Here is a 13464-nt window from a genome sequence, read left to right as displayed (position 1 = left end):
TGTGCATTTGCCACCGACTTACAGGGCAATCACTGTCGCCGAGATGTGTCTTCGGAATCCGGGCGATTCACGCTTCAACACCCGGATATCGATAGACCGTCGCACTCCAATACTGGCTGCCGCTACGCGCTTGGCGTTTCCATCCGTCTGCCATCAGTTGTTTGGAGATCATCCGGTTCATGAAACCGTGACCGAACAATGGCTGTGACTCGTTTTGGCTGGCCGTGGCGCATCAGGATTATTTCCCCGCTCACAGTCGGCTGCCTTTTTCAAACCAGCCGTGATCACGGTACCACGCCACGGTGTCGGCGATTGTCAGCTCGAGTGCCCGGAAACTCAGTCCAAGCTCCTGTTCACTCTTGCGGTGGTCGAAACGGGTGCGGTCATGCTCTTGTACCAGTAGACGCAACGTGGCCATGCTCAGCAGAATGGGTCTGCCGGTCAGGCGCGCGTAGATCTCCTGCACAGCCGCCAAGGTGTATAGAAAGGGCAGCGGTATTTGTCGGGCTGGTGTCTTGACGCCCGCCATACGTCCTAAAACAGGCATCAGTTCGCGCATTATCATATGTCGGCCCGCCGCGAGATAGCGCTCACCTCGGCGCCCATGTCTGGCTGCGGCAATTTGTGCCAATGCCACATCGCGGGCATCGACAATGGAAAAACTGCCAGGGATCAACCCGGGCAACTTGCCCTGTACCACATCGTTGACCAATTGCCCCGACGAGGTTGGGCCAACGTCGCCAGGCCCCCACATCCAGCCAGGCAGGACCATACAGGCATGCATCTGGGGGTGGCTCTCCAGGAACGACAATACGACACGGTCAGCGAGGATCTTGCTGCGGTAGTAGTCATCGGCGTCGGCGTCGGCCCTCAGGCAGTTCTCCTCGATGGACGTGCCAGGTGCGCCGTTGAGCACAGCAATGGAAGACGTATGGATGAACCGTCGTATGCCGGCCCCGTAGGCCTGCTCAAGCAGGCGCCGCGTACCCGACACGTTTATCTGTTCGAGTTCGTTCCAGTGGCTGCCGCCCTTGTAGTTATCGCGGAAGAACGCGGCTGTGTGAAATACCGTATCGCAGCCTTGCAGCGACGCTGCGAATGCGTCGACCTTGGCCATGTCCCCAACGACCAGTTCCACCCCCGGCAGATTGTTGAACTGCTGTTCACCTTTGGCTTTTGAGCGGACCAGGCCTTTGACCGTGTAGCCGCAAGCGACCAATTCACGCACTAGGTTGTTGCCCAGCAAGCCGGTTGCTCCGGTCACAAATACGCTGCGCATGGCTCAACAAGCTCGCTGTTCGGTTAACGGCAGCAACACGGCGCTGTCGAAAAAGGCCTTGTCCATGACGACAAGACCCATGGTATCGAGGTGGATGCAATCGTTGCCAACCACTGCAAGCAACGCCTCTGGATCTGGTCGATTGAAAGCGCCAGAGGCGTGCTGCGCATAGGCGTTGGGGGTGATAGTCATAAAGTCCGGTCCATTCGTATCGAAGGGCTATAGATATACCTTTGAGGATGCTTTCGAAAAACAGCAATCACTGCATAATGGCTTTGCATATTCGCAAAGCCAGGAATGACTGACAGTATGACATCGCACGCAAATTGGGATGATCTTCGCCTTCTGCTGGCCGTTTCGCGACGTGGCAGCTTTCTTCAGGCTGGACAATTGCTCGGTATCGCAGCTTCTACCTTGTCACGCCGCCTGACCCAACTTGAGATTGCAGTGGGCGAGCCACTTGTCGAGCGCGGCGTTGAAGGGTGCCGGCTGACGTCCCGGGGGCAATCCCTGGTGGAAGTTGCTATCGCTGCAGAATCAGGCCTGAGGCGGCAAACCCTTTCTGGCACATCGCAGCAGCCTACCGAGCTGTCCGGCAGTGTGTTGGTCAGTGCAGGGGAGGGGTTCTCGGATTACGTTCTGGAGGCGATAAGGCGCTTTACATCCCTGCACCCGCGTTGCTCCGTGGAGCTAACGGTGGCAGCCGACTTTCACAAGATCGCCCGCGGCGTGGCAGATGTTGCTGTGCGCACCGCCCATCTGGGGGAACCGTCACTGATTTATCGACCCATTGGCCGGCTCGCCTACGGCATCTTTGCTGCCCCGGGTTATCTGAAGCAATTTCCAGGCGTGACGCTTTCCACGGCGGTCAGTATTTCCTTGCTTCCCCCGCTGGATATCTTGCCGCAAATGCGAGCGGCAAAGGCCGCGGGTCTGGACCGCGCGCAGATCAGCGTGAACTCATTCGCCGTGCAGCTCCAGTCGGTGAGGCGAGGGATGGGGGTGGCTGTGCTGCCCCGTATCGCGGCTACCGATTTGGTCGAGCTGTTCCCGCATCTCCAGCTTCCAGATATGGAGATCTATTTGGTGACCCGGCCTCAGGCCTTGAAGCAAGCTCACATCAAATGCTTTTTTGACACCTTGGAGCGGGTTCTGCTCGAAGCCCTGTCCTCGGCACATGTTGACGGTTGATCCAGCAGCACCCTGATCACTGCGCAGCACCTCACCGACCGCCGACCAAGGCTGCAGAGGTCGTGTCAACTTTCCTCAGGTGTGACAATGCGCAGGGGGCGCGTGCCGATCTTTGCCCCCGTAATCTCGTCCACGGCGACAGCTTTGATTTCTGTGCCGGTTTGCGCATCGAAGAAGCGCGTCAGCTTACCACCGCCTCGGTATTGCCGGCCCCATGCACCAATCATGAACAGCACAGGCAGAAAGTCGCGACCCGCAGCGGTCAGCAGGTACTCCTCCCGAGGCGGGTGCTCGGAGTAGCGTCGCTTCTCCAGTAATCCTTCCTCCGTCAGTGTCGCCAGCCGGCGGGTCAGCATTGTCGGTGCAATACCCAGGCTTTTCCTGAATTGGTCAAAGCGAGAAAGGCCGGCATGGGCATCACGCAGGATCAATATGCTCCAGGCATCACCGGCAACTGCCAGGCTGCGGGCGATCGGGCACGGGTTATCGCAACTATTTTTCACGTCCATACTATTTTGATAGTGACCTGCCTGCGAAAGGGTAGTATTGTCTGTATCAAATCGATAGTAACACCTCGATGACGAGCCATCCACCCGCAAAAACCAATGATGAATAGCCGAACAATGCAAGCACTGACCTTCAAGCGCTACGGCAAGTCACCCGACATCGGGTTGGCCGACGTTCCCCGCCCCACGCCAAAGGCTGACGAATTACTGGTGCACGTCCACGCTGCCGGCCTGAACCCGATCGACAACATGATTCCAACGGGGATGTTCAAGCCTGTATTGCATTTCCAGCTGCCAGCCACCCTGGGCAGCGATCTGGCCGGCATCGTGACCGAGGTAGGTAGCAATGTGACCCGCTTCAAGCCAGGCGATGCTGTCTTCGCCAGCCTCTTCGATCTTGGCACAGGGGCGATTGCGGAATTCGCGGTTGTGCCGGAAAGCGCCGCCGCGCTGAAACCGGCCAATCTGAGCTTCGAGCAGGCGGCGTCGATCCCGATGGTCGGCCTCACCTCATGGCAAGCGTTGAAAGAGCGCCTCAAGCTTCAGGCCGGGCAGAAGGTGTTCATTCCTGCTGGGTCGGGCGGTATCGGTACGTTCGCAATCCAGTTGGCCAAACACCTCGGTGCAAAGGTGGGCACCACCACCAGTACAGGCAACGTTGACCTAGTGCGCGCTCTGGGGGCGGACGAGGTTGTGGACTACAAGACGCAGGATTTCGAGGCCGTGCTGCGCGACTACGACGCGGTGCTCGGAACCGTAAGGGGGGATGCGATTAAAAAATCCTTGTCCATCCTCAGACCCGGAAGCCAGATTGTCTCGCTCATTGGCCCACTGGATGCTGCGTTCGCCCGGGCCAAACGCCTGAACCTCCTCCTGACCTTCGTGTTCGGCCTGATGAGCCGCAAGATCATGCGCCTGGCAAAGAGGCGGAATGTCCAGTACTCGTTTCTTTTCGTGCAGCCCGACGGTGCCCAACTCGCCGAAATCGGCAAGCTTCTGGACGCCCAGCGGATTCGGCCGGTGATCGACCGGGTATTTCCGTTCGAGGACGCAAAGAGTGCGCTTGAGTACCTTGCTCAAGGGCGTTCCAAGGGCAAGGTCGTAATCAAGATGTGACTGACGCCGTATTTCTCACACAACCATCGACATAAAGGTAACGTCCATGACCACACGTCCGACCGTACTCATTACCGGCGCCTCCAGCGGCATTGGCGCCACCTACGCCGAGCGTTTCGCCCGTCGTGGCCACGATCTCATCCTTGTGGCGCGCGACACATCGCGCATGGAGGCGCTTGCATTACGCTTGCGCAAGGAAAGCCATGTGGCCGTTGAGGTGCTGCCAGCCGACCTGACCAGCTCGGCAGACCTGTCCGTGCTTGAAAGTCGGCTGCGCGACGACGCCAATATCGGCGTGTTGATCAACAACGCGGGTATGGCCCAATCGGGTGGTTTCCTGGACCAGTCCGCTGAATCTATTGAGCGCCTTGTCACGCTCAACACCACCGCGCTGACGCGGCTCGCTGCTGCAATCGCGCCGCGCCTCGCGCAGTCGGGCACTGGTGCAATCGTCAACGTAGGTTCAGTGGTGGGTTTTGCGCCCGAGTTCGGCATGTCCATCTACGGCGCTACCAAAGCCTTCGTGCTGTTTCTGTCACAGGGGCTGAGCCAGGAGCTGTCACCCAAGGGCGTGTACGTGCAAGCGGTGCTGCCGGCAGCGACCCGTACCGAGATCTGGGCGCGTGCCGGCATTGACGTCAACACACTCCCGGAGGTGATGGAGGTCGGTGAGCTGGTCGATGCTGCACTTGTCGGTTTCGACCGTCGCGAGTTGGTAACCATCCCGCCACTTCATGTTGCCGAGCGCTGGGATGCACTGGAAGGTGCGCGTCAAGGGCTGATGTCTGACATTCGACAAACCCACGCGGCTGAACGATATCAGCGCCCACTGAACGCGTGATTGTGTACGAATGATCGAATCCGCGGCCTCCGCTTCCCTATGAAACCAAGGCGACCAAGTCACACGTTGTGCTTGGCCGCCCGATGACTTCAGGTTTAAAGTCAACTTTAAGGTCAATAGGTTTTTCAGGGTGAGGTATGAGAATAGGTGAACTGGCAAAAATCAGTGGACTGGCACCGTCACGCATTCGATTCTATGAGGCCAGTGGCCTGATCAGCTCCGTCGAGCGCAAGGCCAATGGATACCGGGACTATGCGCCTGATACCGAATGGGTTCTGCACCTCATAACCAGCGCACAGGCGGCGGGTTTTTCTCTTGAGGAGATCCGGCAACTGATGCCGATGAACGCCAGTGGCTGGCGGCACGACGAGTTGCTCACTGGGCTCAAGCAAAAGGTTGAGGAAATCAGTGCGCTGGAGGAACGGCTAGCACAAAACAAAGCGCAACTTCTGCTCGTCATCGAAGGCATCGAGGGTAAGCCCGAAGGCATGGCGTGCGCGGACAATGCGCAAATGCTGATAAATCGTTTGCGTGAAGAAGGGGTTGGCCAAGCGTCCGGCAAGCGTGCGGTAACGTCTTCCACGAGAAAAAACGCCCGCCAGGCTTCCGGGGCCTGACAGGCGCAAAAGGTCTCAGCGCTCGCCAATCAGGCCGGCGAGTGGTTTGGGTGCATAGAGCGCACTCTGAAACTCTGGCACGTATTCGTACTTCATCATTTTCCCAAGCTTCAGGGTGCGGAGGTAATTCGACAGAGTGCCGTCGCCTAGTGTGAGGGTGGCTGAATCTGCGTCGCGGCTCGAGCCGTGACGGAGTTGGCGGGAAACCGCATAACCGTATGCCAAGTGGCCCTGATGATCGAGATTGGTGAAGCTGCTGGTGACGATATCGACTTCGCGTGAGAGCTTGTCGAGTTTCTTCGCTTTGAAGGACACATCGACTTTTCCGGTCTGGCTGTCGTTGATGTCATAGACCACAGACTGGGCATCTTCTTTGCGGTCGATACCAGTCAGCCATTTAGGCAGGTTGTAACCGACGACACCACGCACCCGTGCAAGCTCGGTATTGACCGGCAGCTTGAGCACATAGCCCCAGAAGTCGCCGGACATCGACTGGCCAATCAGTGTGAACGGACCCAGATTGGCTTTGCCTGGCGTGTTGGTAATGATCGACACCGCCACTTCGTTATAGGCGTCGTTATCACAATGCTCATAGGTGTATGCAGTAAACGCAACCAAGCCACGGCCTGGCCAGACTTGCAATGGGGATGCGGTTGCTAGTACTTCCGGCGGCATCAATGCCCGAAGTGCGTCCAAGTCGGCCGTGTAGACAGCCGTTACCCGACTGTTCTGGTAGTAAAAGTTCGGGGAGTATGACTCGAAGCCGATGTCGACCTTGTGCTTTTCCAGTCCTTTGAACCAGCTCAAATCAACACCTGGCAGCTCTGCTGCAATCACCGACAAGGGCGGGTTCGAGCGATAACGGTCGTACAGGCCGCCTTTGACGACCGGCACCGGGTGGCCTGCGATTTCGATTGTGTTGGTTTCAGTCGACGTGAGCATTTCAGGCGTCCCCGCCAACCCTTGGTTGGCAATTGAGCTGAACAGCAATCCTGTTAATGCGGTGCTTGCAAGTTTCAATCGGTCTTTCTCCGCGGGTGGGAACAACTTGAGGGTTCAGCGAGCTACGTTGTCGCCAGAGAGCACCGCCATCACCGCTTCAGCTACGGCTTTGGGTGATTGAGGGTTTTGGCCGGTGACAAGCCTTCCATCCGTGATGGCAAATGACGTGAATGGCAGCCAGCCTTTGCGGTACCGAGCACCCTGACTCACCAACTTGTCCTCAAGGAAGAAGGGCACCTGGCTTTTCATGCCGGAGAACAGTTCTTCGCGATCAGAGAAGCCGGTGATGTTCTTGCCCTTGATGATCAACTGGCCCTTTTCATCCTTCAGATCCAGCAGGCCCGCTACGCCATGGCAGACGGCCGAGACGATGCCACCCTGGTTGTAGATGGTTTCGGCGACACGTCGCAGGTCGGGGTTATTGGGGAAGTCCCACATCACGCCATGGCCCCCGGTGAAGTAGATGACGCCGAACTGGGACGGATCGATATCTGCGATCGGCAGCGTGTTCTGCAAGCGGGCGCGAAAGGCCGGGGACTGCAAATGCTCACGCGCGGCCTTGTCCATGTACAGCCAACCGAGACTGCGCTCGTCCAGTGGCACCGCACCGCCTTTGGGACTGGCAAAAACTGTGCTGTAGCCAGCCGCCTCCACCACATCGGTGAAATGCGTCAGCTCAGTTAGCCACAACCCCGTGGAATCGGTGCGTGAAGGATATCTGGCGTGATTGGTCATAATCACCAGAATCTGGCGATTCTTGGCAGTCGTTGTGGAAGCGGCGGTGCCAGCATTTGCAAATGTCATGAAAGCGCTACCTATCAGTACCAACGCATAAGAAACAAAGGTCTTGAGCATCATCCGAGCTCCATCACTCAAGCAGGTCAGTGCATGCTCACCTTAAACCTCGCTTTAAGGTCAATCCCCTTGCTGCAAATAATGTCCGACGCATCTGGCGCTGGGGTTTGATTCGCGCCCATCGGGTGACGCACTTGCCAGGTGCCGGCGTGTTGAAAATCGACTGACCTTGAAAAAGGTATTGACCTTAAAGTTGACTTCAAACTTAAGGTGGCCTCATATCCAGTTGAGGACTGCTCCATGAATGTGTTCGACACCCTGATGCTTCCCAACGGTTCGACCGTCAAGAACCGAATCGCCAAAGCCGCCATGGAAGAGAACATGGCGGATGCCGACCAGGCGCCTTCCGAAGCACTCATACGTCTCTATCAAGCGTGGGCCGACGGTGGTGCCGGCCTGATTATCACTGGCAATGTGATGGTCGACGGCCGCGCCATGACCGGGCCGGGTGGCGTGGTGTTACAGGACGATCAGCAACTGGACAAGTTCAAGCGCTGGGCGCGTATTGGTCGATCCGGCGGCGCGCAGTTCTGGTTGCAGATAAACCACCCAGGGCGGCAGATGCAGTCCAATCTTGGGCAAAAAACCTGGGCACCGTCAGCCGTGCCGCTGGAACTGGGCACAATGTCCAAGCGTTTTGCCACGCCTCACGCGATGACTCCCGGTGTGATCGAAGAGGTCATTCAGCGCTTTGCGAACACCGCACGCCTGGGCGAACAAGCCGGATTCACAGGTGTGGAGATCCACGCTGCCCACGGCTATTTGTTGAGCCAGTTCCTTTCGCCGTTGACCAACCAAAGGACGGACGAGTGGGGTGGCTCTCTGGAAAACCGGGCGCGCCTGTTGCTCGAAATCGTCAAGGCGGTCCGGGCCGTGGTTTCTGTGGATTTTGCAGTGGCGGTCAAACTCAACTCCGCCGATTTCCAGCGCGGAGGGTTCACCACCGAAGACGCGAAAAAGGTCGTTGAGTGGCTCAACGACCTGGGCGTAGACATGGTGGAGTTATCGGGAGGCAGCTACGAAGTCCCCGCCATGCAGGGTGACGCGCGCGATGGTCGCACCCTGGCTCGCGAAGCTTATTTCGTCGAGTTCGCCCGTGATCTCCAAACCGTCGCCAAAATGCCGGTGATGGTCACTGGCGGTATACGTCGGCGCCCGGTGGCCGAAAGCGTCGTGCAGAGCGGTGTGGACATGGTGGGTATCGGCACGGCGTTAGCCATCGATCCGCACTTGCCTCGTGACTGGTTGCAGGGCAAAGACAACGCCCCTCAATTGCCGCCGATCACCTGGAAAAACAAAGCCATCGCATCCTTGGCAAACATGGCAGTAGTGAAGTTTCAACTGCGCAAACTCAGCCGGGCTAAAAAGCCTGATCCGAGCGTTTCGCCGTTGCGCGCGCTGATCGTGCAACAGCTCTTCATGGCTTATCGCACGCGCCAGTATCGAAAATGGATTGAAACGTCTGCGCATGACAAGGGCCTGGGAGACGCAAGATGACGATCGCTGTAGAGGGCTCGTTGGCTGTTTGGCAATGCGCCTGAAGCAGAAGTTTGGGACCGGCATTTTGTGACTTGTGGCCAGAATCGAGAGGAGGGCGGGATTTTTGATAATTGGGTCGTCCCGGCTAGCCTGGCTTCAGATGTCTTCGCAGAGATCCAGACGTTGGTAGATGGCCAAGCAGGCGGGGAGGTGGCGTTTCCCGGTAGCGGATATGTTCGCGTGTCCCCCGTTGTCAGCTTCTGCGCGGCTGAAGGGTCATGACCCATGCGCGTAGCTAAACGATGTGCTGACGCGGCTGCCGACGCAGTGAGCCAGTGAGACCGAGCAACTGCTTCCGCATCTGCGGATGGCTGACTGATCTGTGCAAGGTGTGTACGCTGGCCGCTTACTCTTTAGCACTCCATTCGAGATATCCATATGACACCCAATCCGACAACCGATAACGCATTACGCGTTGCGTTGGTGACAGGATCAACGTCCGGTATCGGTGCAGCCATTGCACGTGTCCTTAGCCGGGCAGGCTATGCGGTGGTGCTCCATTCGCGAAATTCTGCGGATACGGGACGCGCGATGGTTGCCGAAATGAAGCAGGCTATTTACTTGCAAGCTGATCTTGCTGTCGAAGCTGACAGGGTCAGGCTTGTTAACGAGGCTATCGCCGCGTGGGGGCAGCTCGACGTACTGGTCAATAACGCCGGTATTAGCAGAGTCATTGCGCACGGCGACCTTGCCGCTGCCAGTTCGACGGTGTGGCACGAGCTTAACGAGGTTAATGTCGTGGCACCGTTCCATCTGGTTGCTTTGGCCGAGTCGGCACTGCGCGATGCCGCCCGTTACCGTCGAGCAGGTTGCGTCGTAAACATCAGTTCGCATGCCGGTACCCGTCCTAAGGGCGCATCGATTCCCTATGCGGTAAGCAAAGCTGCGCTAAATCACATGACCCGCTTGCTCGCGCTATCGCTGGGGCCAGACATTCGCGTAAACGCTGTGGCGCCTGGCTTGGTCGACACGCCTCTGACCGCAGAGTGGACAGAGGCCCAAGAGTTGTGGCGAACTCGCGCACCCATGCGCAGGGCCGCCAGCCCAGACGACATCGCAAAAGCTGTTGTCATGCTGGTCGAGTCGGACTACTTGACCGGCGAGATACTCCTTTCAGACGGTGGGTTGAATCTGACTTAGGTTTAGCGTGTTCCGGTGGAGCAGAAGAGAAGAAGGCCATATGGGCCGCTTGCTGGCCCATATGCCTGTTTACGGGCCAGCAAGCGGCGGGATTCACGCCCTGATCGCCTCAAGTAGCCCTATGATGCCGAAGATGCTCAGCCTTGGCGCCACGATCTCGACGATCAGAAGGTTAGACAATCGCAGGCGTTTTCACACAGGCTGGACCCAAAGCAGCCCTTCACGAAGGACTTCTAACGACCGATTGCAATCGGTCGCGTACGCCTGCAATCGATCAAAGATATCTAATCATTCGCGGGTTTGTGGGGCGGGTAAAAGTCAGACGCCTTGAAGGTCGATGACTCAGTGCTTGTAGAGTAACGCTTCAACAACAACGCCAAACGCTGACGAATGTTCTCGGCGATTGGGGTAGTAGAGATGGTAACCGGCAAAGGGTTGGCACCAATCTTCCAATACCCGCACAAGGCTACCGTCCGCTAGCTCCTTCGCCACCATGTCCTCCGGCAGGAACCCCAAGCCACATCCCGCCACGGCCGCACGCAGGATCGGCAGGCTGCTGTTGAACGTCCATTGTCCTTCGACACGGGCCTTCAGTTCGTGACCATCCTTCTCAAAATCCCACTGCATCAGGCTGCCATGGGTGGGTAGGCGTAGATTGATGCAATTTTGCGCGGCCAGATCACCAGGTTCCTTCGGCACCGGCCGCTGTTTGAAATACTCGGGTGAGCCCACGACCGCGATGCGCAAGGGTGGGCCGATAGGAACGGCGATCATGTCCTTAGCCACCTGATCTCCCAAACGTACTCCGGCGTCATAGCGTTGCGCGACGATGTCGGAGAGGGCGTAGTCGACAGTGATTTCGACTTTGATGTCCGGATAGTCGGGTAGCACCTTCAATAGCTTGGGCCACAGAATATTGTTGGCGGCATGTTCGGATGCTTGAATCCGCACATTGCCTGCTGGGGTGTCACGAAACTCGCTGACCGCAGCCAGTTCGAGTTCAATTTCATCGAACCTCGGCGCCATCGATTGATACAGCCGCTGACCCGCCTCGGTGGGCGACACGCTGCGGGTGGTACGTGTCAGCAGGCGGACGCCCAATCGGCTTTCCAGCGCGCGCATGGTGTGGCTCAGCGCTGACTGCGAGACGCCAAGCTGAGCGGCCGCGCGGGTGAAACTGCCTTCGCGGGTGATGACCACGAAGGCTTGCAGGTCGTTTAGATTGGCGCGTGACATTGATGAGAACCTCTCATGAGGGGCGCGGGATTAATCCATGAAAGCAGGTTACACACGGAAGCGCGACCCCAAGAGCGGTAATTACAAGGTGCGGGCGTAAAACGCGGTCAGTTTGCCAATTGCGGCATCGACATAACGCGGCACCCAATAGGTTTCGATGTGCGTCGCGCCGTCGAGGATAAACACTTCCTTGTCGGTGGTGCCGGTGGCCTTGGGCAAGGCGTCCTGCGTCATGTACAGGCTATCGGCTTTGCTGCCCGCGATCATCAGCAACGGTTGGTTGATCAGCTCGATATGGTCAGTGGCGTCGAAACGCATCAAGTCGATCAGGCTGCTGGTGGTGTATTTGAAGGTCGAGTTCGGGTGCGCGTGGGTCTTCCAGTAGTATTCATAACCTTGGCGATACAGCTCGAACGGCAGTTTGGCAATCTGCTCGTCGGTGAGGTTGGCATCGCCCGAGTACAGCACCGCGCCGCCGGCCGCTTCTTGCGCGCGGGCTGCTGACGCCTGTTGCAGGCGTTGCTGAATGCTGTCCAGTTGCGAGTCGTTGTAGCCGTTGCGACGTACCCGGCCCGAATTGAACATGCTCACGGTTGCCAGCGATTTGAATCGTTTGTCGGTTTGCGCTGCCGCCAACGAATAACCACCGCCACCACAGATGCCGAGCAGGCCCAGACGCTTGTCATCGACGCCGGCAAACTGGCTGATGAAGTCGGCCATGCCGTGAATGTCTTCGATGCGATACGCCGGTTTATCGATGCTGCGCGGCTGACCACCGCTGGCACCCTGATACGCCGCATCGGCCGTGATGGTGATGTAGCCCTGTTCGGCCAGGCGTTGGGCATACAGACCGGCGACTTGTTCTTTCACGCCGCCATTGGGGTGGGCAACGACCACGGTCGGGTAGGTCTTCTTCGCATCGTAGTTGGCCGGAGTGTAAACGTTGGCGGCGATGTCCAGACCATTGAGTTTGTAGCTGACCGGGTGGATGTTGACCTTGCCCGGTTCGTTCTTGCTGATCGCGCCGTCGTAGGAGAGGGTGAACGGGTTCTTTTTGTAATCGGCGGCCAAGGCTTCGCCCGCCGAGAGGCCGACCAATGCCGACATGAGCGTGGCTTTGAGAGTGTTTTTCACGTGAAGCTCCTGAGCAATCAAAAGGGCGGCAGTTGCAGATGTGTTTGGGTCAGTCCAGCTGTTTATCTCTGAGGAATTGCGCGATCAGGTCAGCGATCTGCACGTTGTTCAGATCCGACATGGGGAAGTGGGTATTGCCGTGAATGCCGATCTCCGGCAGGTGGATCAGTCTCACATCACCGCCGTGGCGATTGACCGCGTCACGCCAGAGCCGGGCCATTTTCAGGCGTGCGCGCCAACTGTCCTGAGCGGGCAGGTCGACCGCCTGCTCCGGGATGTTGTCGCCGTAAAGGATCAGGATCGGAATGCGAGTGAGGGCCATGAATTGCTCCATCGGCACCGCCGCGCCTTGCACCGTGTCGAACGCGCTGGGAATCGGCGCAGGCACTTCACCATCTGCAAACACGAAGCTGCTTCCCGGCTCGAACGCCACGATGGCCTTGACCTTGTCGTTCTTGATCGCCGTCAACCAGCCCGGCCCGCCACCTTGCGAGTGGGTGAATAAAATCCCTGGGCCGATTTTGTCGAAAAGTGCTGACACGCCATCAGCGACCACGCCCATGTCGAACGGCCCGGTGTTCGGCGTCATCGCCCGGAAAAACTGCTCGCGGGTCTGGGCGTCCTGTGCCACTTGTACGCCCTTGAAGTAGTTGGGCCACAAGCCGATGCGGAACTGGTTGAACCACAGTTGTTCGTCAGGCACAGGCTTGATTGTGGTCTCGACCATGCTGCGCCCGGCATCGCCACGCCGGGGCTGATCAATCAGATAGACGCCGTAATGGCGGCGCAGAAAGATGTTCTGAAAGCCTTCGCGACCATCGGCGGTGGTTTCCCAGGTCTTGGAAAACTGACCCGCACCGTGCCACATGACGATGGGCAGCTTTCGCGCATCCACCGGGATTTGATAGAAGGCGTAGGCATGGTCACCATGGTAGGTCTGGCCGTTGGGCGTCATCGGTTGGTGCGGGTTGAAGGTGCCCGGTGCAGTGGTCACCGTTCCGCCTGCGG

General features: G+C 58.1%; 15 protein-coding genes and 1 pseudogene. 7 read left to right on the top strand and 9 right to left on the bottom strand.

All coding sequences use genetic code 11. The annotated features are described in order from the left end of the window. Nucleotides 1-67: 67 nt before the first annotated feature. The 3 genes and pseudogenes from PRJ_RS30420 to PRJ_RS14855 form a co-directional block, all read right to left on the bottom strand. Nucleotides 68-199: pseudogene (locus tag PRJ_RS30420) on the bottom strand (histidine phosphatase family protein); the annotation flags it as partial. A gap of 51 nt (nucleotides 200-250) precedes the next feature. Beyond that, nucleotides 251-1279, bottom strand: a complete 1029-nt coding sequence (locus tag PRJ_RS14860) for an SDR family oxidoreductase (protein WP_104961811.1) — start codon at nucleotides 1277-1279, stop codon at nucleotides 251-253. Between the two features lie 3 nt (nucleotides 1280-1282). Continuing rightward, on the bottom strand, nucleotides 1283-1471 hold the full coding sequence (locus PRJ_RS14855) for a hypothetical protein (RefSeq protein ID WP_104961810.1): 189 nt from the start codon (nucleotides 1469-1471) through the stop codon (nucleotides 1283-1285). Between the two features lie 117 nt (nucleotides 1472-1588). Here PRJ_RS14855 and PRJ_RS14850 point away from each other — a divergent pair, with 117 nt between their 5' ends. After that, nucleotides 1589-2470: a LysR family transcriptional regulator gene (locus tag PRJ_RS14850; RefSeq protein WP_104961809.1), complete on the top strand. Its 882-nt coding sequence runs from the start codon at nucleotides 1589-1591 to the stop codon at nucleotides 2468-2470. Between the two features lie 65 nt (nucleotides 2471-2535). Here PRJ_RS14850 and PRJ_RS14845 read toward each other — a convergent pair whose 3' ends face one another. Further along, a complete protein-coding gene (locus PRJ_RS14845) occupies nucleotides 2536-2979 on the bottom strand; it encodes a helix-turn-helix domain-containing protein (protein WP_020190213.1) in 444 nt (147 codons plus the stop codon). A 114-nt stretch (nucleotides 2980-3093) separates the two neighbouring features. Here PRJ_RS14845 and PRJ_RS14840 point away from each other — a divergent pair, with 114 nt between their 5' ends. The 3 genes from PRJ_RS14840 (at nucleotide 3094) to PRJ_RS14830 (ending at nucleotide 5550) form a co-directional block, all read left to right on the top strand. Next, nucleotides 3094-4092 (top strand): NADP-dependent oxidoreductase, encoded by a 999-nt coding sequence (locus tag PRJ_RS14840; protein ID WP_104961808.1) that lies wholly within the window; start codon nucleotides 3094-3096, stop codon nucleotides 4090-4092. A gap of 46 nt (nucleotides 4093-4138) precedes the next feature. Further along, the gene (locus PRJ_RS14835; RefSeq protein ID WP_104961807.1) at nucleotides 4139-4933 is read left to right on the top strand and encodes an SDR family oxidoreductase; all 795 of its coding nucleotides are present in this window, start codon (nucleotides 4139-4141) and stop codon (nucleotides 4931-4933) included. A 137-nt stretch (nucleotides 4934-5070) separates the two neighbouring features. Next, a complete protein-coding gene (locus PRJ_RS14830; RefSeq protein ID WP_104961806.1) occupies nucleotides 5071-5550 on the top strand; it encodes a MerR family transcriptional regulator in 480 nt (159 codons plus the stop codon). 15 nt (nucleotides 5551-5565) lie between these two features. Here PRJ_RS14830 and PRJ_RS14825 read toward each other — a convergent pair whose 3' ends face one another. Together PRJ_RS14825 and PRJ_RS14820 are read right to left on the bottom strand one after the other, a co-directional pair. After that, a complete protein-coding gene (locus PRJ_RS14825; protein ID WP_104961805.1) occupies nucleotides 5566-6492 on the bottom strand; it encodes an acetoacetate decarboxylase (ADC) in 927 nt (308 codons plus the stop codon). A gap of 114 nt (nucleotides 6493-6606) precedes the next feature. Further along, nucleotides 6607-7410 (bottom strand): type 1 glutamine amidotransferase domain-containing protein, encoded by an 804-nt coding sequence (locus PRJ_RS14820; RefSeq protein ID WP_064490604.1) that lies wholly within the window; start codon nucleotides 7408-7410, stop codon nucleotides 6607-6609. A 237-nt stretch (nucleotides 7411-7647) separates the two neighbouring features. Here PRJ_RS14820 and PRJ_RS14815 point away from each other — a divergent pair, with 237 nt between their 5' ends. The 3 genes from PRJ_RS14815 (at nucleotide 7648) to PRJ_RS14805 (ending at nucleotide 10086) form a co-directional block, all read left to right on the top strand. Further along, the gene (locus tag PRJ_RS14815; protein ID WP_104961804.1) at nucleotides 7648-8904 is read left to right on the top strand and encodes an NADH:flavin oxidoreductase/NADH oxidase family protein; all 1257 of its coding nucleotides are present in this window, start codon (nucleotides 7648-7650) and stop codon (nucleotides 8902-8904) included. 69 nt (nucleotides 8905-8973) lie between these two features. Then, nucleotides 8974-9168 (top strand): DUF6196 family protein, encoded by a 195-nt coding sequence (locus tag PRJ_RS30705; protein ID WP_371928124.1) that lies wholly within the window; start codon nucleotides 8974-8976, stop codon nucleotides 9166-9168. A 156-nt stretch (nucleotides 9169-9324) separates the two neighbouring features. After that, the gene (locus PRJ_RS14805; RefSeq protein ID WP_019751731.1) at nucleotides 9325-10086 is read left to right on the top strand and encodes an SDR family NAD(P)-dependent oxidoreductase; all 762 of its coding nucleotides are present in this window, start codon (nucleotides 9325-9327) and stop codon (nucleotides 10084-10086) included. Between the two features lie 342 nt (nucleotides 10087-10428). On the opposite strand, the gene PRJ_RS14800 is transcribed toward PRJ_RS14805, so the two are convergent. The 3 genes from PRJ_RS14800 to PRJ_RS14790 all read right to left on the bottom strand — a co-directional run bounded on the left by PRJ_RS14800 (nucleotide 10429) and on the right by PRJ_RS14790 (nucleotide 13450). After that, the gene (locus PRJ_RS14800; protein ID WP_003248221.1) at nucleotides 10429-11322 is read right to left on the bottom strand and encodes a LysR family transcriptional regulator; all 894 of its coding nucleotides are present in this window, start codon (nucleotides 11320-11322) and stop codon (nucleotides 10429-10431) included. An 81-nt stretch (nucleotides 11323-11403) separates the two neighbouring features. Further along, entirely contained in the window at nucleotides 11404-12456 is a 1053-nt protein-coding gene (locus PRJ_RS14795; RefSeq protein WP_054888819.1) for an alpha/beta hydrolase, read from the bottom strand. A 49-nt stretch (nucleotides 12457-12505) separates the two neighbouring features. Further along, nucleotides 12506-13450, bottom strand: coding sequence for an alpha/beta fold hydrolase (locus PRJ_RS14790; protein WP_177429910.1), 945 nt, complete (start codon nucleotides 13448-13450; stop codon nucleotides 12506-12508). Between the last annotated feature and the right edge of the window lie 14 nt (nucleotides 13451-13464).

Source organism: Pseudomonas sp. XWY-1, assembly GCF_002953115.1.
GTDB lineage: Bacteria > Pseudomonadota > Gammaproteobacteria > Pseudomonadales > Pseudomonadaceae > Aquipseudomonas > Aquipseudomonas alloputida.
This window is presented reverse-complemented; position numbering and strand designations above follow the sequence as displayed.